Origin of the sequence: Ancylobacter radicis, assembly GCF_018449475.1 — a bacterium.
Taxonomy (GTDB): domain Bacteria; phylum Pseudomonadota; class Alphaproteobacteria; order Rhizobiales; family Xanthobacteraceae; genus Ancylobacter; species Ancylobacter radicis.
On sequence record NZ_JAHCQH010000015.1, the window covers coordinates 373213 to 395538 of the forward strand.

Genomic DNA, 22326 nt, shown 5'->3' on the forward strand with positions numbered 1-22326 from the left:
CGCCGACCGGGAAGGATACTCAATCGTGCGCCACGCCCAGATGGTCGCGATCATCGACGATGACGAGCAGGTCCGCACCGCGACGGCCAGCCTCGTCCGATCGCTTGGTCTCGCCACACGCACCTTCGCCTCGGCCGAGGATTTCCTACTCTCGCCCGAGCAAGGCGTGGCTGACTGTGTCATCACCGATGTGCAGATGCCCGGCATGAGCGGCGTGGAGTTGCAGGCGGCGTTGCGGGCCAAGGGAAGCCGCACGCCGCTCATCTTCATCACCGCCTTTCCCGAGGACCGTATCCGGCGGCAGGTGACGCTGGCCGGCGCGGTCGGCTTCCTCGCCAAGCCGTTCGACGGCCAGGAGATGATCGCCTGCCTCGACGCGGCGCTGGCCGGCGCCTGACACCCGGACGCCACCATCTCTTCTCACGCTCCCCTTTCGAAGAACGCCGGCACCCCGTGCCGGCGTTTTGCGTTGCGCAGGGATGGGGCGCGACACACGCAAGTATGAGGCCGCCACCCCAAGGGCCGATTTCACGGCGCGGGCCATGGGCCTAGCCTCCTCAGGGTCAGGTGAGCGAGCGGCCCTCTCCGCCGCCAGCCCCGCCCTTTCTTCCCAGGAGTGACCCCGATGACCACTTCCCCCGCCAAGGAGCGCCAGATGGCGCCGCTGCGCACCCCGACCGACCTTGGCGCCGACGCGACGCGGGACATCGCCGCCGCGCTCACCGGCGTGCTGGCCGACATGTTCGCGCTCTATCTCAAGACCAAGAACTTCCACTGGCACATGTCCGGCCCGCATTTTCGCGACTACCACCTGATGCTGGACGAGCAGGGCGAGCAGATCTTCGCCACCACCGACGCGCTGGCCGAGCGGGCCCGCAAGGTCGGCGGCACCACGCTGCGCTCGATCGGCCATGCCGCGCGGCTCCAGCGCCTCGCCGACAACGATGCCGATTACGTCACCGCGTCCGACATGCTCGCCGAGCTGGCCGAGGACAACCGCCAGATGACCGGCTTCCTGCGTGCCGCCCACGCGGTGTGCGAGCAGTATAACGACGTCGCCTCCACCAGCCTGATCGAGGTCTGGATCGACGAGACCGAGCGCCGCAGCTGGTTCCTGTACGAGGCCACCCGCTCCAATCATTGACGCCGGTCGGCGGCCGGACCCGGCCACCGCCCTCATCGATGGCGGCAACTCCACGGAGGCTTTCATGTCCGCGTTCCAGACCACGGCCCTCCCCGCCGGAGAGGTCGCCCCCGATTTCACCCTGCCGGCGACGCCGGACCAGATGCTCGCGCTCTCCGACCTGCGCGGCCAGCCGGTCATCCTCGCCTTCTACCCCGCCGACTGGAGCCCGGTCTGCGGCGACCAGATGGTGCTCTACAATCAGGTTCTGCCCGAGTTCCGGCATCTGGGCGCGCATCTCGTCGGTATCTCCACCGACGGGGTGTGGTGTCACGCCGCCTTCGCCCATGACCGCGGCCTGCACTTCCCGCTGCTGGCCGATTTCGAGCCCAAGGGCGAGATCGCCCGCCGCTACGGCGTCTACCGGCCGCATGAAGGCACCAGCGAGCGGGCACTCTTCGTGATCGACGCGGAAGGCGTGATCCGCTGGAGCTATGTCTCCCCGGTCGGCCTCAACCCCGGCGCGGACGGGATTCTCGACGCGCTCGAAAGCCTCGCCGGCAAGAGAGACGTCACCAAGGAAGCCGTGTCATGAGCCTCACCCCCGCCGTCGGCCCCCACGACCACAGCGAAGGCCTGCCGGACGCGCCGGTCACGCTGGTCGAGTATGGCGACTATGAATGCCCCTATTGCGGCGAGGCCTACCCGGAGCTGAAGGCCGTGCAGCGCCTGATGGGTGACCGGCTGCGCTTCGTGTTCCGCAACTTTCCGCTCACCGAGGCCCACCCGCACGCCGCCCATGCGGCAGCGATGGCCGAGGCCGCGGCCGGCATCGGCAAGTTCTGGGAGATGCACGACATGCTCTATGAGCACCAGGGTGCACTCGACGATAGAAGCCTTACCCGCTATGGCACCATCGTGGGCCTGACGATGGGGCAGATCGAGCAGGCGCTGTCCGGCGCCCATGACGAGGTGCTGCGCCGCGATTTCATGAGCGGACTGCGCAGCGGCGTGAACGGCACCCCCGCCCTCTTCATCAACGGCCAGCGTTATGACGGCTCGCGCGATGCGGATAGCCTCGTTGAGGTGCTGCGCGCCGTAGCCCGCGACGTCGCTTGAAGGTCCCCTCGACGGAACCCATACCAAAGGATGCCCGCCCTATACGTGGGGCGGGCGCGATACCCTCGCAAAGCCCATGACAGGCAGAATGGAATGATTAATATCGCGCGCGAGATAAAACGGGGTTGATCCACGCGCATGCGACGAACGACGACGCCGGGACCCTTCGCATCGCGCTGCCGCTACGCGGGAGCGGCGCTGCTGGCGGCTTCGATCTTCACCATCGACACGCTCACCGCGCTCGGCAGTGCGGTGGCGGTGCTCTATGCGCTGGTTCTGATCATTGTCGCCGATATCGGCTCGCGCCGATCGATCCTTGGCTGGTCGCTGCTCTGCATCGCGCTGACCCTGACCAGCTTCGGCTATATGCACGGGCTGCAGGGGCATATCGAAGCGACGCTGCGCCTGTTGTTCAGCCTCGCCGCCCTGCTCGCCACCACCTTCCTGATGATGCGCCGCCATGCTGACCGGCAGGCGCTGGAAGCGCAGGCCGAACTGCTCAACATCACCAACGACGCCATCTATCTCAGCGATTCGACCGACCAGGTGATCTACTGGAACCGCGGCGCGGAAGTTCTCTACGGCTGGTCGTTCGACGAGGCGCAGGGGCGTGACGCGCACCAATTGCTGAAGACGCGGTTTCCCCAATCGCGCGGCGCGGTCGAGCGCAGTCTCGCCGCCACGGGCGCATGGGAGGGCGAGGTCATCCAGTCGACGCGCGACGGGCGCGAGGTAACGGCGCTCAGCCGCTGGCTGCGGCGCGACGATATCGGCCAGCGCGGTGGGCGCACGCTGGAGAGCAATACCGACATCACCACGCGCAAGGCCGCCGAGGAAGCCCTGCGCCGGAGCGAGCGTCGCTACCGCACGATCTTCGAGAATCTCGCCGTTGCCATCTGGGAGCACGATCTGCGCCCGATGAAGGCTGAACTTGACGCCTTGCGGGCACAGGGCGTCGACGATCTCGCCGCCTATCTGGTCCGCTATCCCGATTTCGTGCGGCGCATGCGGGCCTCGGTGCGCATCATCGACGTGAACACGACGGCGCTGCGCATGATGGGCGTCGCCTCGAAGGACGAGTTCTTCACCTCGCTCGACCAGTTCCTGGCCGACGAGGACGCCCAGTTCGGCGGCTTCCTGCTGGCCCTCGACCGCGATGCGCCCCATTGGGAGACCGAATCCACGCTGCGGACGCGCTCCGGCGAGTTGCTGCGCGTCATCGTCGCCTTCAACTTTCCCGGCGATGGCGCGCTCGATTGCGTGCAGGCCAGCGTGCTCAACATCACCGAACGGGTGCGGGTGCAGGAGACGCTGCAGCGCACCCGCGACCAGCTCGACCACGCGCTGCGGGCCGCCACGATCGGCGAGGTGTCGGCGTCCATCGCTCATGAGATCAACCAGCCGCTTGCTGCCATCGCCATCCATGCGGACGCGGCTGGGCGCTGGATGGACCGCGATCCACCCGACCTCGACGAGGTTCGCGCCTCGGTGCGCGAAGCCGCTGTGGCGGCGCGGCGGGCGTCGGACGTGGTGCGGCGGGTCCGCTCCTTCATGACCAAGGTCGAACCCGAGCGGGCACCGCTGGCCATCGACCCGGTGGTGGAAGAGGCGGTGCATCTGACCCGGCACGAACTGGCGAGCCACGGCGCGACGCTGATCCCGGCGCTGGACGCCTGCGGCATGCTGGTGCAGGGCGACCGCATCCTGCTCCAGCAGGTGCTCATCAACCTGATGACCAATGCCGCGCAGGCCATGGCGGTGAGCGCGAGCACGGAGCGCACCATCCGCCTTCTCACGCGCCGCGTGCGCGGCGGCGTCGCCATCGACGTCTGCGACACCGGGCCCGGCTTTACCCCGGAGACGGCGCAGAAGGCGTTCGAGCCGTTCTTCACCACCAAGGCCAACGGCATGGGGCTCGGCCTCGCCATGTGCCGCACCATCATCGGCGTGCATGAGGGGGAGATCAGCATCGCCCCCACGGCCGGCGCGGGCGGCGGGGGGCGGGTATCGATCTGGCTGCCGGCGCTGGCGGCGCCAGCCCCGTGACCCTCAGGACGGACCGGCCAGCCGCGCGGCAAGCGCGTCGATGAACAGCCGCACTTTCGACGGCACCATCCGCCGCGTCGGATAGACCGCCCAGATGGTGAGCGGTTCGGGCGTGGCATCGGCCAGCACGATTTCCCGCAGCCGCCCGGCGGCAAGTTCCTCGCGAATATGCCAGTCCGACAGATTGGCGATGCCCAGCCCGCCGACACAGGCTTCCTGCACCGCGTCGAGCGAATTGGCGGAAAAGCGCCCGCGCACGCTCACCCGCCGCCGGCCGCTCGCCGTTCGGAACAGCCAGTGCGGCGCGAGGCTGGAGGTCAGGCACACATGATCGGCCAGAGCGTCCAGCCTCTCCGGCACGCCGAAGCGCCCGGCATAGGCGGGCGCCGCCACCAGACGGCGGGGGCTGTCGGCGAGCTTGCGGGCGATCAGGCTGGTGTCGGCGAGATCGGCGATGCGGATGCCGAGATCGAGCCCCTCCGCGACGATGTCGACCACCGCGTCGGTCAGCTGCAGCTCGACCTCGATGCGCGGATGCGCCTGCATGAAGTCGACGATGAGCGGCGCCATGACCTTGCGCCCGAAGGCAAGCGAGGCGCTCATGCGCAAGAGCCCGCTCGGCTCGCCGCTGCGCCCATGCAGGCTGGCCAGCGCGGCGGCATGGTCTTCCACCAGCGCCTGCGCATGGGGCAGGAAGGCCAAGCCGTCATCGGTAAAGGAGAGCGAGCGCGTCGTGCGCTGCACCAGCCGCACGCCGAGTTCCTGTTCGAGCTTGGCCAGCAGCCGGCTCGCCGCCATGGGCGAGAGATGCAATCGCCGCGCCGCCCCCGCAAGGCTGCCGGCGGAGGCGAGTTCGACAAGCAGCGTGACGGCGGCCAGATCAAGCATAACGGAATTCGTTATAGTCGTGTATCTTGAGAAGACACTATAACAAATACCATGGCAGCTATATCTCCGATGCCGAAAAGCCCGGTTGCCGCGACGAACCTGAAGGTCCGCCGCGCCGGATGCAGGAGATGACCATGACCACCCAGGACCGCGTGCAGGCGCCGACGACCCTCGGCATCGGCACCACTTTCGCGATGGCCGCCGCCGCGGGCCTTGCCGTCGCCAACATCTATTACAACCAGCCCATGCTCGCGATTATCGAGCAAGACCTGCCGGGCGACCTCACCGCCGCCATTCCCACGGCAACGCAGCTCGGCTACGCCGCTGGCCTGTTCCTGCTGGTGCCGCTCGGCGATCTGATCGAGCGGCGCCGGCTGATCGTCGGCCAGTTCATTCTGCTCGCCGCCGCCCTTGCCCTGGTGGCGATGGCGCCGAGCGCCGGAATGATCCTTGCCGCGTCTTTCGTCGTCGGCCTCGGCTCCACCGTGGCGCAGCAGATCGTCCCGCTGGCGGCCCATATGGCAGCGCCGGAAAAGCGGGGCGCGACGGTCGGCACGGTGATGGCGGGGCTGCTCACCGGCATCCTGCTCAGCCGGACGCTTGCCGGCCTCGTCGCCACCTATGGCGGCTGGCGCGAGATGTACTGGCTCGCAGTGCCTCTGGCGCTGGCCGCCGCCGGCCTGATGGCCGCGACCCTGCCGCACAGCGCACCGGATTCGACCCTGAGCTATGGCCGGCTCCTGCGCTCGATCGGCCATTTGTGGGTGGAGTTTCCGGCCCTGCGGATCGCCGCCCTGACCCAGGCAGCCCTGTTCGCCACCTTCACCGCCTTCTGGACCATTCTCGCCTTCCGTCTGGAGCAGCCGGAATTCGGGCTCGGCGCGGATGTCGCCGGCCTGTTCGGTCTGGTCGGCGCCGTCGGCGTGCTGGCGGCCCCGCTCGCCGGGCGCTTCGCGGATCGGCACGGCCCTGCCCATGCCGTGGTGCTGGGTGCCGTCGTGACGCTCGTCTCGTGGATCGTCTTCGGCCTGTGGGGCTCGCTCCTCGGCCTCGTGGTGGGTGTCGTGCTGCTCGATTTCGGCATCCAGGGCGCACTGGTCTCCAACCAGCATATCGTCTTCGCCCTGCGCCCGGCGGCGCGCGCCCGGCTCAACACCGTGCTGATGGGCGCGATGTTCCTCGGCGGCGCGATCGGCTCGGCTCTCGCGACCCTCGCCTGGCAGAACGGCGGCTGGGGGTTGGTGTGCCTGCTTGGCCTCGGCTTCGCCAGCGTCGGCACCGCGATCCAGCTCTGGCAGCTTGTGATCCGTCACGCGCGCTGATCGCAGGCCTTCCCGGCGCGCACGGCCGTGCAGCGAAGTGGCATCCCGGAAAGGCCGGTCGCGATGACAGGCATAATGCAGGGGGTCGAACCTGAAAGGGTTCGGCCCCTCGTCATGTTGCAATGGATGTCACGCCATGCCCGCCGACTCGACCCCGCCCGGGACGCCCGCGTCGGCGACGCCCCCCGCGCCCGCCCCGAGCGCCCCCGCATCGGCGGCACTGGCGAGCCTGCGGCGCGTCGTCATTCCGCTCATCGCCCTCGCCGTAGTGGCGGGCCTGCTGGTCTTCGCGAACGTCAACTGGGCGCGCTGGGCCAGCGAGCGATCCACCCAGTTCACCGATGACGCCTATGTGGCCGCCGACGTCTCCATCCTCAGCGCTCGCATCGCCGGCAATGTGCTGAGGGTTCTGGTCGACGACTACCAGACCGTGAAGGCCGGGCAGCCGCTGGTCGAGATCGACCCGGCCGATTATCAGGCGAGCCTTGCCGGAGCGCAGGCCTCGGTGGATGGGGCGGCGGCCGCGCTGGCCAACCTCGCCAATCAGGAAGAATTGCAGCGCGCGCTCATCCGTCAGGCGCAGGCGCAGCTTGTCTCCGCCCGCGCCGTGGCGACCGAGATGGAGGAGGAGTTCAACCGCCAGCAGACGTTGGTCGATGGCGGCATCGCCGGCACCCAGCAGCGGCTCCAGCAGGCCACCGCCAATCTCGCCAAGGCCGAAGCCGATGTGCGCGAGGCGGAAGCCGCGATCGAGGCGCAGAAGCGCCAGCTCGACGTGCTGCTGGGCCAGGAAGGTACGCTGCGCGCCGCGCTCGACGCCGCCCGCGCGACGCTGGAGACCGCCCGGCTGAAGCTCGGTTACACCAAAGTCGTCGCCCCGTTCGACGGCACGGTCGGTGCCCGGCAGGTGCAGGTCGGCGATTATGTGAACGTCGGCACCAACCTCATCGCCGCCGTTCCGATCCCCGACGTCTATGTCCGGGCCGATTTCAAGGAGACGCAGCTCACCCATGTGGTGCCCGGCCAGAAGGTCGAGGTCACCGTCGACACCTTCCCCGGCCAGACGCTGATGGGCCATGTCGAGCGCATCTCGCCGGCCAGCGGCGCCGTGTTCGCCCTGCTGCCGCCGGACAATGCCACCGGCAATTTCACCAAGGTGGTGCAGCGCATCCCGGTCCGCATCACCCTCGATCCCGGCCAGCCGCTGATCGCGCGGCTGCGCGCCGGCATGTCGGTCGAGGCGCGCATCCATGTCGAGCCGGGCTCATGAGCGGGCCGGGCGAGACTGCCGCCCCCTCCGGGCAATCTCGCCCCCCGCTTGGCGCGCCGCTGCTGGCGGCCGGCGCCGCGCCGGACGTGCAGCCGGTATTGGCGGCGGCGGCGGTGCTGCTCGGCTCCTTTCTGGTCGGCTTCGACACGCGGCTTTTCTCCATCGGCCTGCCGGACCTGCGCGGCGCCTTCGGCCTCAGCTTCGATCAGGGGGCCTGGCTGAGCACGGTAGCCACCGCGCCGCAAATCTTCATCGCCCCCGCCGTGCCGTGGCTCGCCGCCACCTTCGGCGTGAGCCGCGTGCTGTTCTGGCCGAGCCTCGCCTATGCCGGGCTATCACTCATCATTCCGCAGGCGCAAGGCTTCGAGATGCTGCTGGCGCTGCACGCGCTGCGCGGCCTGCTGCTCGGCGTGTTCATCCCCGCCACCATCATGATCATCTTCCGCCGGCTGCCCATCGGCTGGTGGGTGCCGGCGATCGCCATCTACTGCTTCCGCCTCGCCTTCTCACAGAGCGTCGGCGTCGCCCTGCTCGGCTTCTATGACCAGTATCTCGGCTGGCAATGGGTCTATTGGCAGGACGTGTTCCTCGCCCCGCTGATCGGGCTGCTGATCCGACTGGGCACGCCGCGCCCCCGGATCGACATCGGCCTGCTGGAACGAGCGGACTGGGGCGGCATGGCGCTGCTCGGCACAAGCTGGGCGCTGATCTATGTCGCGCTCGACCAGGGCAACCGGCTGGACTGGCTGCAATCGGGGCTGATCCTCACCCTGCTTCTTGCCGGGATCGTGCTATTCGCCGGCTTCTTCCTGAATGAACTGCTGGTCGCCCACCCCTGGGCGAGCCACACGGTGATTGCCGGGCGCAACATCCTGCTCGCCTTCCTGGCCATCCTCTGCTTCGATCTCGCCGGCATTTCCAACAGCTATCTGGTGCCGAGCTTCCTGACCGTCGTCGGAGGGTTTCGGCCGGAACAGGTGGGCGTGCCGATCATGCTCGGCACGGCGGTGCCCCTGATGCTGCTGATGCCGCTGGCGGTCCTCGCGATCTGGCGGCTCGACGCGCGGGTGAGCCTCATCATCGGCTTTGCCGCCTTCGCCCTGGCGGCGCGGATGGGAACCGGCATCAACCATGAATGGTCGCCCTGGACCTTCCTGCCGCTGCTGCTCATCCAGTCCGTCGGACAGGCCTTCACCTTCCTCGCCGCCGTCGTCTACATCCTCGCCAATTCCGATCCCAAGAACTCAACCTCGGTCGCCGCCTATGTGCAGGTGCTGCGCCTCGGCGGCGCGGAGACCGCGCTCAGCCTGATGGTGACGCTGCTGCGCCAGCGCGAGCAGCTGCATTCCTATCTGCTCGGGTTGCATGTCTCCTCGACCGACGTGAGCGCGGCGTTGCAGGGATTCGCCGCGCCTTTTGCCGGCGCGGGCGGATCGGCCCAGCTTGCCGCCGAGCGCGGGCTGTCGAGCCTTGCCGCGCTGGTGGCGCGCGAGGCGAATGTGCTCGCCTATATTGACGGCTTTCAGGTCAGCTACTGGGCGGCGCTGGCCGGCCTCGTGGTGATCGCCTTCATGGGAGCGCCCCCCAAGGGACCGCTCACGCCGCGTTGAACGGCACCCATACCAAGGTATCTGCTCGTCACACTCATCATATAGGAGCGGAAACCCAGCGTAGAATGGAGCTTCTCGCCCCAGGAAATATTCTCTGATCACACCGCTCGAGGATCAAGGGATTTCCGCCATGTCGCTCCATATCGCGCCGCTCCCGAACTCTGCGCTTCCGATCGCTGCTCTCGGCACCCGCCCCGAGGAGCGGGATGGTCACGAGCGCCTTTCCGTCGAACTCGGCCATATGGGCGTGGTGGTGGCGATCGCCGCTCCTGCCGCCGAACCGGATACCGCGGCGACGCTGCGGCTCGACGTGCCGCCGGCCGCCTTCGACCGCTATCTCGACCTGTTCGCCGGCGAGGATGCGGCGGGGCTCTCCAGTGCCGCCGACCCGGTGGTGCGCCGCCTGTCGCGCGCCCTGGACGCCGCGGAACGCGGGCAGACCCGGACGGCGCGCGAATTTGGCGGCCTTTATGCCGACGCGCTGCGCCTTGCCATCGTCGCCCGGCTCGCCGGCGCCCGCCCTGTGCCGGCCCATGACGACAGCGAGGATGCCGAGGATGCCCTCGCCTGCGATTCCCGCGCCGCACTCGACGCTCCCGCCCGCGAACCGCGTCGGCCGAAGTCCGGCCTGCCGAAATGGCGCTTCAAGCGGGTCGCCGCCTATGTCGAGGACCATCTCGGCGAGACCATCACCCTCGCCGACATGGCCAATGCCGCCGGCCTCAGCCGCATGCATTTCGCGGCCCAGTTCCGCGTGCTGACCGGCCTGCGCCCGCATGAATATCTGCTGCGCCAGCGCATCGAGCGCGCCCAGAAGATGCTGGTCGAAACCCGTGACCCGCTGGTCGAGATTGCCCTGGCCGTCGGCTTCCAGACCCAGGCGCACTTCACCACCGTGTTCCGCCGCTTTGCCGGCGACACCCCCTATCAGTGGCGCTGCGCCAACCGCACGCGCAACTGAGCCGGCCTCATACCTGAGGATGATTGCCTCATCCTCAGGAGTGGTACCGAGACACGTTCGCCGGATTGCCGGCGCCGCCAATCGCGGTAGGTTTGGCACCATCCCGGGGCGCCTGATCGCCCTCGCCGACCGCCTACCGGGAGCCGAACCTGACCATTCAGCCTTTCCCGTCCGTCGCCTCCTGCCGCGAAATTCTCGCCCTCAGGCCCGGCGCCGCAACCTTCGCAGCCCTGCCGGACATCCGCGATTGCGGCGCGCCCGGCACAGCCATCCACCAGCCTGCCTGCTTCCCCTGAAAGGACCGAGACCATGGGTTACGTCACCACCAAGGACGGCGTCGAAATCTTCTACAAGGATTGGGGTCCGAAGGACGCCCAGCCGATCGTCTTCCATCACGGCTGGCCGCTGAGCTCCGACGACTGGGACGCCCAGATGCTGTATTTCCTCAGCCAGGGCTTCCGGGTCGTGGCCAGCGACCGTCGTGGCCATGGCCGCTCCGAGCAGGTCAGCGACGGGCACGACATGGATCACTACGCCGCCGACGTCTCGGCTGTGGTCGAGCATCTCGACCTCAAGAACGCCGTCCATATCGGCCACTCGACTGGCGGCGGTCAGGTCGCCCGCTACGTCGCTAAGTTCGGCATTCCGCAGGGCCGCGTCGCCAAGGCCGTGCTGGTCGCCGCCGTGCCGCCGATCATGCTGAAGACCGAGGCCTATCCCGGCGGCCTGCCGATCGAGGTGTTCGACGGCTTCCGCGCCGCTCTGGCCGCCAACCGCGCGCAGTTCTTCCTCGACGTCGCCGCCGGCCCGTTCTACGGCTTCAACCGCGATGGCGCGAAGGTTTCGCAGGGCGTGATCGACAATTGGTGGCGCCAGGGCATGACGGGCAGCGCGAAGGCGCATTATGAGGGCATCAAGGCCTTCTCCGAGACCGACCAGACCGGCGACCTCAAGGCGATGACCGTCCCCACCCTCGTCCTGCAGGGCGACGACGACCAGATCGTGCCGCACAAGAACGCCAGCGCGCTCCAGGCGGAACTGCTGCCGAACCCCACGCTGAAGGTCTATCCGGGCTTCCCGCACGGCATGCTGACCACCCATGCCGACGTGATCAACCCGGACATCCTCGCCTTCATCAAGGGCTGATCCCGTTCATCCGCGCCATGGAGGGCCGGCCGCACCCAGCGGTCGGCCTTCTGCTTTTCACCAGCGCAGCAGGCGCCGGCCCAGCACATAGCCGGCAGCGGTGACGATGAGGATCGCCAGCGCGTACCAGGTGGCGAGGAAAAGCGGGCTGTCATCGGGGCAATGCAGCGCATACACCGTCGCGCCGATGGCACCGGCGGCGAGGCCCGCCGCGGCGCCGGCAAGGCCCGGATCGGCCGGCGCGGAGGCGCGCAGCGCCCAGAGGATCGCCGCCAGCGGGGCGAGCGAGACGGTCGGAATGAAGAAAAGACAGAAGCTGGCGTGCAGCCCTTCCAGACACTCCACCCAACGGGCCGGCGGCAGCACGGCGAGTTCGAGAAGCACCGCCGCCACCAGCAGTGCCAAGGGTATGGCCAGCAGCCGCACCCGCCCGCCCGGCGCCACGCCTGGCCGCCCCACGCGGAACAGCAGCAGGCCCGCGCACAGCGCAAGGGCCAGCGTGAAGCCGATCTTGAACATGACCCGGATCGTCTCGGCGGCCTGAGCGAGGTCCGGTCGCAGACCCACCGTCGCCAGCAGCACGCCAAGAGCGGCGATCACGCCCGCGCCGAGGGCCAGACCGAGCGCACGGTCGAGCCGAACCCGGACGGGGGCGTCCTCGGTCAGCAGGCTTATCAGCTCGTCCGTCTTCACAATGTCTCACTCCGGTAAAGCCGCGCCAGCGTCTTCAGCGCCCGATGCAGCGCCACACGCACGGCGCCCTCGCTCATGTGGAGCCGCTCGGCGGTCTCGCGCACCCCGGCCCCTCCGAGCGATATGGAACGCACGATGTCGCGCTGCGGCTCCTTCAACCGCTCCAGCAACGCCTCGATATCCAGCCGATCGCCGGGATCGGTGGCCTCTTCCGCCTCCAATGTCTCCATCACATCGTCGATCGGCGTGGTCATCTCGCGTCCGCGCCGCCGCAGGCTGTCGATCAGCTTGTTGCGCACGATGGTCGACAGCCACGGCCCGATCGGCCGGGCGGGGTCCCAGGTGCCGCGCTTGAGATGCACCGCGATGAGCACCTCCTGCACCACATCCTCGACATCGCTCTCCGACGCGCCGAAGGACCGGCAGCGCCGCAGCGCGACGGCGCGCAGATGCGGGGTCACGGCCGCGAGGAAGCGCCGGTAGGCAAGGCTGTCGCCCGCCATGGCCCGGCGCATCCACTCCGCCCACTGCGCTTCCCGGTCCGCCTGCGTCACGTCATCCCCGATACGCCGCCGGCACCGTTTTTGTTACCGGCCCCGTGTCGTTTTTATCTGGATCGGATGGGACGGGCGCGCGCGCAACCCTTTTCTGCCCCCGACCTGCCGAACACGGTCCCGTGATCGGGAAATCGGCGCGACGGCTGTAACGCGGCCGGGGGTGCCGGCGTAACGGTGATGTCGGCCCTGTCAGCCGGCCCAATGGAGATCATTGTCATGAAGAACAGCGTCGCCACGCTGGCGCTGGCGGGTTCGCTCGCCACGGCCATCGCCACCCTTGCCGCGCCCTCCGCCTTCGCCGCCGCCGACAAGGAAAAGTGCTTCGGCGTCGCCCTGAAGGGGCAGAATGACTGCGCCGCCGGCCCCGGCACCACCTGCGCCGGCACTTCCAAGGTGGATTACCAGCAGAACGCCTGGAAGCTCGTGCCGACCGGCACCTGCGAGAAGATGAAGACGCCCAGCGGCATGGGCTCGCTGAAAGCCGGCCCGGCGCCGACCTGAGAACGGCCACCGGCGGCGCGGCAGAGCCCGCGCCGCCCCTTTCCTCAAGCCAGGGAGCTGGCGCGTGATTTCCTCAAGCCTTCCGCGCGGTCCGGGCGTCGGCTTCAAGCCGGAGCATTTCGCCGCCATCGCCGCCGCGCCGCAGCCCGTCGGCTTCTTCGAGGTCCATGCCGAAAATTATATGGGCGCGGGCGGGCCGCCCCATGCCCAGCTCGGCCGGCTACGCGCCGATTACGCCCTGTCCATCCATGGCGTCGGCCTGTCCATCGGCTCCATGCAGCCGCTGGATCGGGAACATCTTAGCCGGCTTCGTGCCCTGTGCGAACGCTATCAGCCGGAGAGCTTCTCCGAGCACCTCGCCTGGTCGAGCCATGACAGCGTGTTCCTCAACGACCTGCTGCCACTGCCCTACACGCCGGCAACGCTGCATCACGTCGCCGGGCATATCGACCTCGTGCAGGAGACGCTGGGCCGGCAGATGCTGCTGGAGAACCCGGCGACCTATCTCACTTTCGCGCAGAGCACGCTGGAGGAGACCGATTTCCTCGCCGAACTCGTGCGCCGCACCGGCTGCGGCCTGCTGCTCGACATCAATAATGTCTTCGTCGCCGCCACCAACCATCATCTCGATGCCCGCGCCTATCTCGCCCGCTTCCCGCTCACGGCGGTGCGCGAAATTCATCTCAGCGGCCATTCGGAGACGGTGGACGACCAGGGCGCGCCGCTGCTGATCGACAGCCACGACACGCCGGTCAAGGATCCGGTCTGGGCGCTCTATGAGGAGGTGATCGCCCGCACCGGGCCCATCGCCACCCTCATCGAATGGGACAATGACGTCCCGGAATGGCCGGTCCTGCGGGCCGAGGCGGAAGCGGCGGGCGCCCTGCTCGCCCACGCCGCGCGGCATGAACAGGCGGCGTGAGGGCATGATGCGCAATTCCCCGCCGTCCGCCCCGCTCGTCACGCAGGTCGCCTTCGCCGCGGCGGTGACCGACCCGGACCGCGCCGTCCCGGCCGGCCTTGCCGCCTGGAATGGCGGGGTGCCCGAACGGCGCTTCGCGGTCTACCGCAACAACGTCACGGTGAGCCTGATGGAGGCGCTCGGGGCGCGCTATCCGGCGGTCAGGGCCATTGTCGGCGCGGATTTCTTCGCCGCCATGGCCCGGCTCTACGTCGCCGCCCATCCGCCGCGTTCGCCGCTGATGATGGTCTATGGCGAGGATTTCGCCGATTTCCTCGCCGGGTTTGAGCCCGCCGAGAGCCTGCCTTATCTGCCCGATATCGCCCGGCTGGAAGCGGCCCGCAGCCGCGCCTATCACGCTGCCGACGCCGCCCCGCTCGACCCGGCCGGCCTCGCCGGCCTGTCCCCGGAGGCGATCGCCGCCCTGCGCCTTGCCCCGCACCCCGCTTTCGCGCTCATCCGCTCGGTCCATCCCGTGGTGACGATCTGGGCGATGAATGAAGGCGAGCGCGAGCCCGGCCCGATCGAGCCATGGGAGGGCGAGGACGCCCTCGTCACCCGCCCGCATCTGGATGTCGCCGTGCATCGCCTGCCACCGGGCGCCGGCGCCTTCATCGCCGCGCTGGCGGAGGGTGCGCCGCTCCGCGACGCCGCCGGGCACGGCCTTGCCGCCGCGCCGGAATTCGACCTGTCCGCCGCGCTCGCCCTCGTGCTGGCCAGCGGCGCCTTCACGGGAGCGATTGATGACTGATCTTGCCCGCCTCCTCGCCGCCGGGCGCGACCTCGCCGGGCGCATCCCGCATGATGTCATCGCGCTGATCGCCCGGCTCTCCATCGCCGGCGTGTTCTGGCAGTCCGGCCAGACCAAGGTCGACGGCTTCATGGTCACCGACAGCGCGGTGTTCCTGTTCGAGAACGAGTACCGGCTACCGCTGGTCGATCCGGTGATCGGCGCCCATCTCGCCGCGCTGGCCGAGCACCTGTTCCCGCTGCTGCTGGTCATCGGCCTCGCCAGCCGGCTCTCCGCCCTGGCACTGCTGGTCATGACGCTGGTGATCCAGCTTCTGGTCTATCCCGGCGCCTGGCCGACCCATGGCACCTGGGCGGCCTGCCTGCTCATCATCCTCGCGCAGGGGCCGGGCCGGTTCTCGCTCGACCATCTGCTCGCCCCGCGGCTCGGGCTGCGTCCCGCCTGAAACGACAAAAGGCGGGATCGCTCCCGCCTTTGCCTATCTGCCCAAAGGCGCTCAGCCGACCGGATAGGGCCGGTGCAGCGTCACCTCGGGGTTCAGCCGCACGCCGAAGCCCGGCTTGTCGAGCGCGCTCGCCTTCATCCGCCCGTTCACCGGCACCGGCTCGTCGAGCAGCAGCGGCGTGAACATCGGCACCACCTGGTCGGGCACCGGATGCATCATCAGGAACTCGGCGAAGGGCGAGTTCTGCCGGGTGATGACGAAATGGTAGCTGTAGACCGAGGAGCCGTGCGGCACGACCAGCTTGGAATGGGCATCCGCCAGCGCGGAGATCTTGATCAGCTCGGTGACGCCGCCGCACCAGCCGACATCCGGCTGGATGATGTCGCAGCACTCCATCTCCAGCAGCATGCGGAAGCCCCAGCGGGTCGCCTCATGCTCGCCGGTGGTCACCAGCATACCCTTCGGCACGTTCTTCTTGAGTTCCGCATAGCCCCAATAGTCGTCCGGGGAGAGGCATTCCTCGATCCATTTCAGCCCGTATTCCTGCGCCTTGTGGGCGAGCCGCGTCGCGTAGTTCACGTCGAGGCTCATCCAGCAATCGTACATCAGCCAGAAATCGTCACCGCAGCGCGAACGCATGTCGGCGAGCAGCTCGATGTTCTTCTTGAGTCCCTCCTCGCCCTCGGCCGGCACATGGTGCAGCGGCAGCTTGCCGCCGATGAAGCCCATTTCCTTGGCGAGGTCCGGCCGCGCGCCGGTGGCGTAGAACTGGAGTTCGTCGCGCACCGGGCCGCCGAGCAGGGCATGCACCGGCTCCTGGCGCACCTTGGCGAGCAGGTCCCACAGCGCCAGGTCGACGCCGGAAATGGTGTTCAGCACCACACCCTTGCGGCCGTAATACTGGGTGGCGAAATACATCTGGTCCCAGATCTTCTCGATCTCGGTGACCTTGCGGCCGATCAGGAAGCGGGAGAGATGCTTCTCGACGATGAAGGCGCCGATCTCGCCGGCCGTCGTCACCGCGAAGCCGACCGTGCCGTCATCGGCCTCGATCTCCACCACCAGCGTGCCCAGCACATTGATGCCGAAGCTCTGCCGGCTCTGGCGGTATTCCGGGTATTTGCCCATCGGCGTGCCGATGTGGTCGTCGATCCAGTGGCCCTTGCCCTGGTCGTGATAGTCCGCACCACCGCCCCGGACGGTGAAGGCACGCACGGCTGTGATGGTCGGCATGGTCATGGTGGAAGCTCCCGGAAAGGTCGGAACCCGCGGCCGCACGGGGCGGCCGCGGGGAAGAGGGGTCAGCGGCTGGAGGCCGGGGCGGCAGCCGGGCGCGTCTCGCGGCCGACGCCGATCGCGGCGAGGGCGAAGACCAGCAGCGCGCCGATCAGCGTCGTGCCGGCCAGCAGATAGAGACCGGCGGCACCCGATTCGAAGAACTTCTCGGCCCAGTTCTTCACGTTCGGCGCCACAAAGCCGCCGAGCGAGCCGAGCGAGTTGATCAGGGCGATGCCGCCCGCTGCCGCCACGCCGCCGAGATAGCCGGTCGGCAGGGTCCAGAAGATCGGCTGCACCGAGATGAAGCCGGCGGCCGCGAAACACAGCGCGATCATCGACAGCAGCGGCGAGCCGGAGGCGACCGAGGCGGCGATGCCGGCGGCGCAGACCACGAGGATGCCGCCGGCGAACAGACGGCGCTCACCGGTGCGGTCGGACAAGCGCGGCAGGTAATAGGTCGCGGCGAGCGCGCAGACCCACGGGATCGCCGTGACGATGCCGACGGTCAGGCCGACATTGGTGCCGAGCAGCCCGGCCACCTGCGTCGGCAGGTAGAACACCACGCCATAGACGCTCATCTGGATGATGAAATAGATCAGCGCGAAATAGAGCACCCGGCCGCTCGCCAAGGCCGCCAGCGTGCCGCGCGGGCCATGCGCCTGCTTCTCCATCTCCTCGGACTTCAGCGCCGCGTCGAGCGCCGCCTTTTCCTGCGCGCTCAGCCATTTGGCGTCGGCGGGCTTGTTGTCGAGGTAGAAATAGGCCCAGACGCCGACCACCGAGGCCAGCAGCCCCTCGATCATGAACATCCACTGCCAGCCATGCAGCCCGCCAGAACCCTGGAACTCCAGCAGCAGGCCGGACAGCGGCGAGCCGAAGATGAAGGCCAGCGGGGCGCCGAAATAGAACAGCCCCATGGCGCGGCCGCGGGCGAAGGAGGGGAACCAGTAGGTCAGGTACAGGATCACGCCGGGGAAAAAGCCGGCCTCGGCAACGCCAAGCGCGACGCGCAGCGCGTAGAAGGTCATCTCGTCATGGGCGAACATCATCGCCGCCGAGATCAGGCCCCACGTCACCATGATGCGGGCCATCCAGACCTTGGCGCCGACGCGGTGCATGATGAGGTTGGAGGGCACCTCGAACAGCGCATAGCCGAGGAAGAAGATCGAGGCGCCGAAGGCGAAGGCGGCGTCCGAAATGCCGGTATCGGCCTGGAACGCCTTCTTGGCGAAGCCGACATTGGCGCGGTCGAGGAAGGCCAGCACATACATCAGCAGCAGGAACGGCAGCAGCCGCTTGGTAACCTTGTCGATCGTGGCGAGTAGAGTTGGTGTCTGCGCGACCATGCGGGCGCCCTCCCAGGGGGTTGATGGACATAGGCCGCCGTTGCGCCGGAGTGCATCCGGTCGCCGGGGTCTTGTTTGATTGTTGAGGAGCCGCTGGTTACCGGCGGCGCCCGTCAGTAGACGGCGCGGCCGCCGGAAATATCGAACACGGCGCCGGTGGTGAAGGCGCAGTCCTCGGAGGACAGCCAGCCGATCAGCGCGGCGGCCTCGTCCACGGCGAGGAAACGGTTCATCGGGATCTTCGAGAGCATGAAGTCGATATGTTCCTGCTTCATCTGGTTGAAGATCTCGGTCTTCGCCGCCGCCGGCGTGATGGCGTTGACGAGGATGTTGCTGGTCGCCAGTTCCTTGCCGAGCGACTTGGTCAGGCCGATCAGCCCCGCCTTCGAGGCCGAGTAGTGCGAGGCGTTCGGATTGCCTTCCTTGCCGGCGATGGAGGCGACATTGACGATGCGCCCCCAGCCATTCTTCAGCAGTTCCGGCACCACCGCCTTGCAGGTGAGGAACGGGCCGACGAGATTGACGTCGACCACACGCCGCCAGGTCTCGGTGTCGAGTTCCCAGAGCTTGCCATTGCCGCCGGTGATGCCGGCATTGTTGACGAGAATGTCGATCTTGCCATGCGCCGCGACGACGGCGGCGGTCGCCGCGCTCACCGAGGCCTCGTCGGTCAGTTCCACCACATGGGTCGTGACCTTGCCCTGCGCGGCGAGGGCGGCGGCCGCCTCGTCGAGACGGGCGGCGTCGATGTCCCACAGGGCGACGGAGGCACCGGAGGCGAGCATCCGCTCGGCGGTGGCGTAGCCGATGCCGCGCGCGCCGCCGGTGATGATGGCCACGCGACCGGCCAGATCGAGAGTGTTCATGATCGCGGTAATCCTGCTTACGCCGAAGCGACGGTGGTCTGCTGCTGCTCGCCGAGGCCGGCGATGGCGAGGCGCATGGTCTGGCCGGCCTTGAGATAGACCGGCGGCTTCTGGCCGAGACCGACGCCCGGCGGGGTGCCGGTGGAGATGACGTCGCCCGGCTGAAGGCTCATGAACTGGCTGATATAGGAGACGATGAACGGCACGTTGAAGATCATCGTGCGGGTCGAGCCGTTCTGGTAACGCTTGCCGTCGACCTCCAGCCACATGTCGAGCACATGCGGATCGGTGATCTCGTCGGTGGTCACCAGCCAGGGGCCGAGGGGACCGAACGTGTCGCAGCCCTTGCCCTTGTCCCACTGGCCGCCACGCTCAAGCTGGAAATGGCGCTCGGACACGTCGTTGATGACGCAATAGCCGGCGACGTGGTCATAGGCGTCCTCGACCGACACATATTTCGCGGTCTTGCCGATGACGATGCCGAGCTCGACCTCCCAGTCGGTCTTCTGCGAGCCGCGGGGGATCTCGACATTGTCATAGGGCCCGACGATGCAGTTCGGCGGCTTCATGAACAGCACCGGCTCGTCGGGAATCGCCATGCCCGCTTCCTCGGCATGGTCGGTATAGTTCAGGCCGACGCAGATGAACTTGCCGACGCGGCCGACGCAGGCGCCGATGCGCGGCGCGCCCTCGACGGCCGGCAGGCTCGACGGGTCGAGCGCGCGAAGATTGGCAAGGCTCTCGGGCAGCAGCGCGTCGCCGGCAATGTCGGTCACATGGGCCGACAGGTCGCGCAGCACGCCCGTGCCATCCACCAGACCGGGCTTCTCGGCCCCATACTCACCGTAGCGAACGAGCTTCATCGGCACATCTCCCTGTCTCATCGCCACCTTCTGCGGGCAGCACCTGTTGGTCACTAGCCCTAGCCCCGGCAGCGATAACTGAATAATGAAAATTCGGACTTAGCTAATTCCATCTGGTAATCGCTAGCGGTACTCCCGGCCGGATAAAGCCATGACCCTGCTCGCCACCCATCTCGTCAGCCGGCTGCGCCTCAAGCATTTGCGGCTGGTGGATTCGCTAGCCCGCAGCGGCAATCTGCACCGCGTGGCGGTCGAGATGCACATGACGCAGCCCGCCGCCACCAAGATGCTGCAAGACGCAGAGCAGCTTCTCGGCGCGCAACTGTTCGAGCGTCGCCCCCGCGCCATGGTGCTGACCGAGATCGGCACCTTCGTCGCCGATTATGCCGCCCGCCTGCTGCGCGAGACCGACAGCTTCGCGGAGGGGCTCGACAATCTCAAGGCCGGCGGCTTCGGCGCGCTCGCCATCGGCGCCATCATGGCGACCACACCGGGCCTGCTGCCGCGCGCCATCGCCGAACTCAAGCAGCGCCGCCCGCTGATGACCATCCGCCTCATCGCCGCCACCAGCGACATCCTGCTGGAGGCGCTCAGCCGTAACGAGATCGCCCTGGCGCTCGGTCGCCTCACCGAACCGAAGGACGCGCTGGCCTTCGACATCGAGCCGCTCGCCACCGAGGAACTGTGGATCTTTACCGCCGCCGACCATCCGCTGGCCAGCCGCGAGAGCGTGAGCATGGCCGAGCTGGCGCGGCTGCCCTGGGTGCTTCAGCCCCACACCAGCCCGATGCGCCGCCTCATCGAACTGACGCTGGCCCGGCAAGGCCTCGGCTCGCTCGACAACCGGGTGGAGACCACCTCCATCTTCGCCACCCTGCATCTGGTGCGCGAAGCCGGCATGATCGCCTGCCTGCCGAAGTCCATTCTGGTCGAGGGCGTCGCCCGCGGCACCTTCGCCCGCCTGCCGGTCGCCCTGCCGAACCAGCTCGGGCCGCTCGGCATCATCACCCGCAAAGGCGAGACGCCCTCGGCCAACGCCGCTGATTTCATTGATGTATTGCGCTCGATGACGGCGCCCGGCGAAGAGTTGGGCTGAGGTGCCGGCGCCACTGTTGCTAATTGTTTATCGTGAATGCCGGGCGATGCACCCCAACCGCCTCGACACGGCATGGCCCCTCGTTTTACGATAATTCCTATTTCGCAATGGGTCTTCAACGTCTCGCTGGGTGCAGGCCAAGCAGCTGCGACGATCCCCTATTGGATATTTTGATGGAACGCGCACCCATCCCCGCTCCCCAGCCAGTGTCGTCCCGGCCGGGCCGCGGCAATCCGCGCATCCTGATGTACAGCCACGACACCTACGGGCTCGGCCATATCCGCCGCTCGCGCGCCATCGCCAATGCGCTGGTCGCCGCCCATGGCGACCTGTCGGTGCTGATCATTTCCGGCTCCTCGCTCGCCGGCAGCTTCAACTTCGCTCCCGGTATCGACTTCGTCCATGTGCCCGGCGTCGCCAAGAGCGAGAATGGCAGCTACGCCAGCGCGAATCTGCGCCTCGACGTGTCGGAAGTCACCGCCATCCGCGAGGCGCTGATCCGCCAGACGGCGGAATCGTTCCGGCCGGACATCTTCATCGCCGACAAGGAGCCCGCCGGCTTCCGGGGTGAATTGCTGCCCAGCCTCAAACTCATGGGCAGCATGGGCACGCGCCGCATCATCGGCGTGCGCGATGTGCTCGACAGCCCCGAAGTCATTCGCGCCGAATGGCACGACAAGGGCGCCATCCGCGCCATGACCGACTATTACGACGACGTGCTGGTCTATGGCACGGAGGACTTCTACCGCCCGCTCGACGGCATCCCGATGCCGGCGGACCTGCATTCGCGCATCGTCTATACCGGCTATCTGCGGCGCTCCGTGCCGGGGGGTGCTGCCGCGATGCGCTATCCGCGCGCCACCAAGGGGCCGTTCATCCTTGTCACCACCGGCGGCGGCGCCGATGGCGCGGGGCTGATCGACTGGGTGATCTCGGCCTATGAGGCCGCCCCCGACATTCCGCTGCCGGCGGTCATCACCTTCGGGCCCTTCCTGTCAAACAAGCAGCGCGGCCAGTTCCTGGAGCGCATCGAACGCCTGCCCAAGGTCGACGCCATCACCTTCGACCCGAAGATCGAGCGGCTGATGAGCCGGGCCACCGCCGTCGTCGCCATGGGCGGCTACAACACGTTCTGCGAGATATTGTCCTTCGACAAGCCGGCGCTGCTGGTGCCGCGCTCGCGGCCGCGTCAGGAGCAGTTGATCCGCGCCACACGGGCGCAGAAGCTCGGGCTCCTGCAAATGCTGATCGACCCGGTGGAAGCCGGCGAGGCCGAGCGCGACCCGCTGGTGATGGCGCAGGCCCTCACCGCCCTGCGCGACCAGCCCCGCCCCTCGCAGGCCAACATGCCCGGCGTGCTGGACGGGCTGAACCGCATCGCCAGCCACCTCGAACCGCATCTGGGCACGCAGGCCGAACGCGCCACGGCATCGGGCGTCGGGGGCTGAATTGCTCGATCCTGATCCGTCGCGCGCGGCGCGCCT

General features: G+C 68.1%; 23 protein-coding genes. 16 read left to right on the forward strand and 7 right to left on the reverse strand.

Going from position 1 to position 22326, the window contains the following annotated elements; all coding sequences use genetic code 11:
* Nucleotides 1–25 precede the first annotated feature (25 nt).
* From KIP89_RS07760 to KIP89_RS07780, 5 genes are all read left to right on the forward strand, one after another.
* Nucleotides 26–397 (forward strand): response regulator transcription factor, encoded by a 372-nt coding sequence (locus tag KIP89_RS07760; protein ID WP_369807075.1) that lies wholly within the window; start codon nucleotides 26–28, stop codon nucleotides 395–397.
* 228 nt (nucleotides 398–625) lie between these two features.
* Complete coding sequence (locus KIP89_RS07765) at nucleotides 626–1144, forward strand: Dps family protein (RefSeq protein ID WP_213754822.1); 519 nt, start codon at nucleotides 626–628, stop codon at nucleotides 1142–1144.
* A gap of 64 nt (nucleotides 1145–1208) precedes the next feature.
* Complete coding sequence (locus tag KIP89_RS07770) at nucleotides 1209–1718, forward strand: redoxin domain-containing protein (RefSeq protein ID WP_213754823.1); 510 nt, start codon at nucleotides 1209–1211, stop codon at nucleotides 1716–1718.
* Nucleotides 1715–2242, forward strand: a complete 528-nt coding sequence (locus KIP89_RS07775; RefSeq protein ID WP_213754824.1) for a DsbA family protein — start codon at nucleotides 1715–1717, stop codon at nucleotides 2240–2242. The genes KIP89_RS07770 and KIP89_RS07775 overlap by 4 nt, the downstream gene beginning before the upstream one ends.
* 138 nt (nucleotides 2243–2380) lie before the next feature.
* Complete coding sequence (locus KIP89_RS07780) at nucleotides 2381–4288, forward strand: PAS domain-containing sensor histidine kinase (RefSeq protein WP_213754825.1); 1908 nt, start codon at nucleotides 2381–2383, stop codon at nucleotides 4286–4288.
* 3 nt (nucleotides 4289–4291) lie between these two features.
* Here the strand turns inward: KIP89_RS07780 and KIP89_RS07785 are convergent, their stop codons facing one another.
* On the reverse strand, nucleotides 4292–5176 hold the full coding sequence (locus KIP89_RS07785) for a LysR family transcriptional regulator (RefSeq protein WP_213754826.1): 885 nt from the start codon (nucleotides 5174–5176) through the stop codon (nucleotides 4292–4294).
* A gap of 134 nt (nucleotides 5177–5310) precedes the next feature.
* On the opposite strand from KIP89_RS07785, the gene KIP89_RS07790 reads away from it, so the two are divergent.
* From KIP89_RS07790 to KIP89_RS07810, 5 genes are all read left to right on the forward strand, one after another.
* Nucleotides 5311–6498, forward strand: coding sequence for an MFS transporter (locus tag KIP89_RS07790; RefSeq protein WP_250152273.1), 1188 nt, complete (start codon nucleotides 5311–5313; stop codon nucleotides 6496–6498).
* Between the two features lie 136 nt (nucleotides 6499–6634).
* A complete protein-coding gene (locus KIP89_RS07795; RefSeq protein WP_213754827.1) occupies nucleotides 6635–7768 on the forward strand; it encodes an HlyD family secretion protein in 1134 nt (377 codons plus the stop codon).
* Nucleotides 7765–9378, forward strand: coding sequence for an MFS transporter (locus tag KIP89_RS07800; RefSeq protein WP_213754828.1), 1614 nt, complete (start codon nucleotides 7765–7767; stop codon nucleotides 9376–9378). The genes KIP89_RS07795 and KIP89_RS07800 overlap by 4 nt, the downstream gene beginning before the upstream one ends.
* 130 nt (nucleotides 9379–9508) lie before the next feature.
* The gene (locus KIP89_RS07805; protein ID WP_213754829.1) at nucleotides 9509–10339 is read left to right on the forward strand and encodes an AraC family transcriptional regulator; all 831 of its coding nucleotides are present in this window, start codon (nucleotides 9509–9511) and stop codon (nucleotides 10337–10339) included.
* A 309-nt stretch (nucleotides 10340–10648) separates the two neighbouring features.
* Nucleotides 10649–11485, forward strand: a complete 837-nt coding sequence (locus tag KIP89_RS07810; protein ID WP_213754830.1) for an alpha/beta fold hydrolase — start codon at nucleotides 10649–10651, stop codon at nucleotides 11483–11485.
* 57 nt (nucleotides 11486–11542) lie between these two features.
* Here the strand turns inward: KIP89_RS07810 and KIP89_RS07815 are convergent, their stop codons facing one another.
* Both KIP89_RS07815 and KIP89_RS07820 read right to left on the reverse strand, forming a co-directional pair.
* Nucleotides 11543–12178: an NrsF family protein gene (locus tag KIP89_RS07815; protein WP_213754831.1), complete on the reverse strand. Its 636-nt coding sequence runs from the start codon at nucleotides 12176–12178 to the stop codon at nucleotides 11543–11545.
* On the reverse strand, nucleotides 12175–12732 hold the full coding sequence (locus KIP89_RS07820; RefSeq protein WP_213754832.1) for a sigma-70 family RNA polymerase sigma factor: 558 nt from the start codon (nucleotides 12730–12732) through the stop codon (nucleotides 12175–12177). Before KIP89_RS07820 ends, KIP89_RS07815 begins: the two co-directional genes overlap by 4 nt.
* A gap of 219 nt (nucleotides 12733–12951) precedes the next feature.
* On the opposite strand from KIP89_RS07820, the gene KIP89_RS07825 reads away from it, so the two are divergent.
* From KIP89_RS07825 to KIP89_RS07840, 4 genes are all read left to right on the forward strand, one after another.
* On the forward strand, nucleotides 12952–13236 hold the full coding sequence (locus KIP89_RS07825) for a BufA1 family periplasmic bufferin-type metallophore (RefSeq protein WP_213754833.1): 285 nt from the start codon (nucleotides 12952–12954) through the stop codon (nucleotides 13234–13236).
* Between the two features lie 64 nt (nucleotides 13237–13300).
* The gene (gene bufB / locus KIP89_RS07830; RefSeq protein ID WP_213754834.1) at nucleotides 13301–14158 is read left to right on the forward strand and encodes an MNIO family bufferin maturase; all 858 of its coding nucleotides are present in this window, start codon (nucleotides 13301–13303) and stop codon (nucleotides 14156–14158) included.
* Between the two features lie 4 nt (nucleotides 14159–14162).
* The gene (locus tag KIP89_RS07835) at nucleotides 14163–14948 is read left to right on the forward strand and encodes an HvfC/BufC N-terminal domain-containing protein (protein WP_369807076.1); all 786 of its coding nucleotides are present in this window, start codon (nucleotides 14163–14165) and stop codon (nucleotides 14946–14948) included.
* A complete protein-coding gene (locus KIP89_RS07840; RefSeq protein ID WP_213754835.1) occupies nucleotides 14941–15393 on the forward strand; it encodes a DoxX family protein in 453 nt (150 codons plus the stop codon). Before KIP89_RS07835 ends, KIP89_RS07840 begins: the two co-directional genes overlap by 8 nt.
* 51 nt (nucleotides 15394–15444) lie before the next feature.
* On the opposite strand, the gene rhmD is transcribed toward KIP89_RS07840, so the two are convergent.
* The 4 genes from rhmD to KIP89_RS07860 all read right to left on the reverse strand — a co-directional run bounded on the left by rhmD (nucleotide 15445) and on the right by KIP89_RS07860 (nucleotide 19746).
* Nucleotides 15445–16632: an L-rhamnonate dehydratase gene (rhmD, locus tag KIP89_RS07845; RefSeq protein ID WP_213754836.1), complete on the reverse strand. Its 1188-nt coding sequence runs from the start codon at nucleotides 16630–16632 to the stop codon at nucleotides 15445–15447.
* 62 nt (nucleotides 16633–16694) lie between these two features.
* Nucleotides 16695–18017: an MFS transporter gene (locus KIP89_RS07850; RefSeq protein ID WP_213754837.1), complete on the reverse strand. Its 1323-nt coding sequence runs from the start codon at nucleotides 18015–18017 to the stop codon at nucleotides 16695–16697.
* 113 nt (nucleotides 18018–18130) lie between these two features.
* Entirely contained in the window at nucleotides 18131–18883 is a 753-nt protein-coding gene (locus KIP89_RS07855) for an SDR family NAD(P)-dependent oxidoreductase (protein ID WP_213754838.1), read from the reverse strand.
* 17 nt (nucleotides 18884–18900) lie between these two features.
* Complete coding sequence (locus KIP89_RS07860; protein ID WP_213754839.1) at nucleotides 18901–19746, reverse strand: fumarylacetoacetate hydrolase family protein; 846 nt, start codon at nucleotides 19744–19746, stop codon at nucleotides 18901–18903.
* A gap of 151 nt (nucleotides 19747–19897) precedes the next feature.
* On the opposite strand from KIP89_RS07860, the gene KIP89_RS07865 reads away from it, so the two are divergent.
* Both KIP89_RS07865 and KIP89_RS07870 read left to right on the forward strand, forming a co-directional pair.
* Nucleotides 19898–20842 carry a LysR family transcriptional regulator gene (locus KIP89_RS07865; RefSeq protein ID WP_213754840.1) on the forward strand — a complete coding sequence of 315 codons (945 nt, stop codon included), beginning with the start codon at nucleotides 19898–19900 and terminating at the stop codon, nucleotides 20840–20842.
* 173 nt (nucleotides 20843–21015) lie between these two features.
* Nucleotides 21016–22290, forward strand: coding sequence for a glycosyltransferase family protein (locus tag KIP89_RS07870; protein WP_213754841.1), 1275 nt, complete (start codon nucleotides 21016–21018; stop codon nucleotides 22288–22290).
* Nucleotides 22291–22326 lie beyond the last annotated feature (36 nt).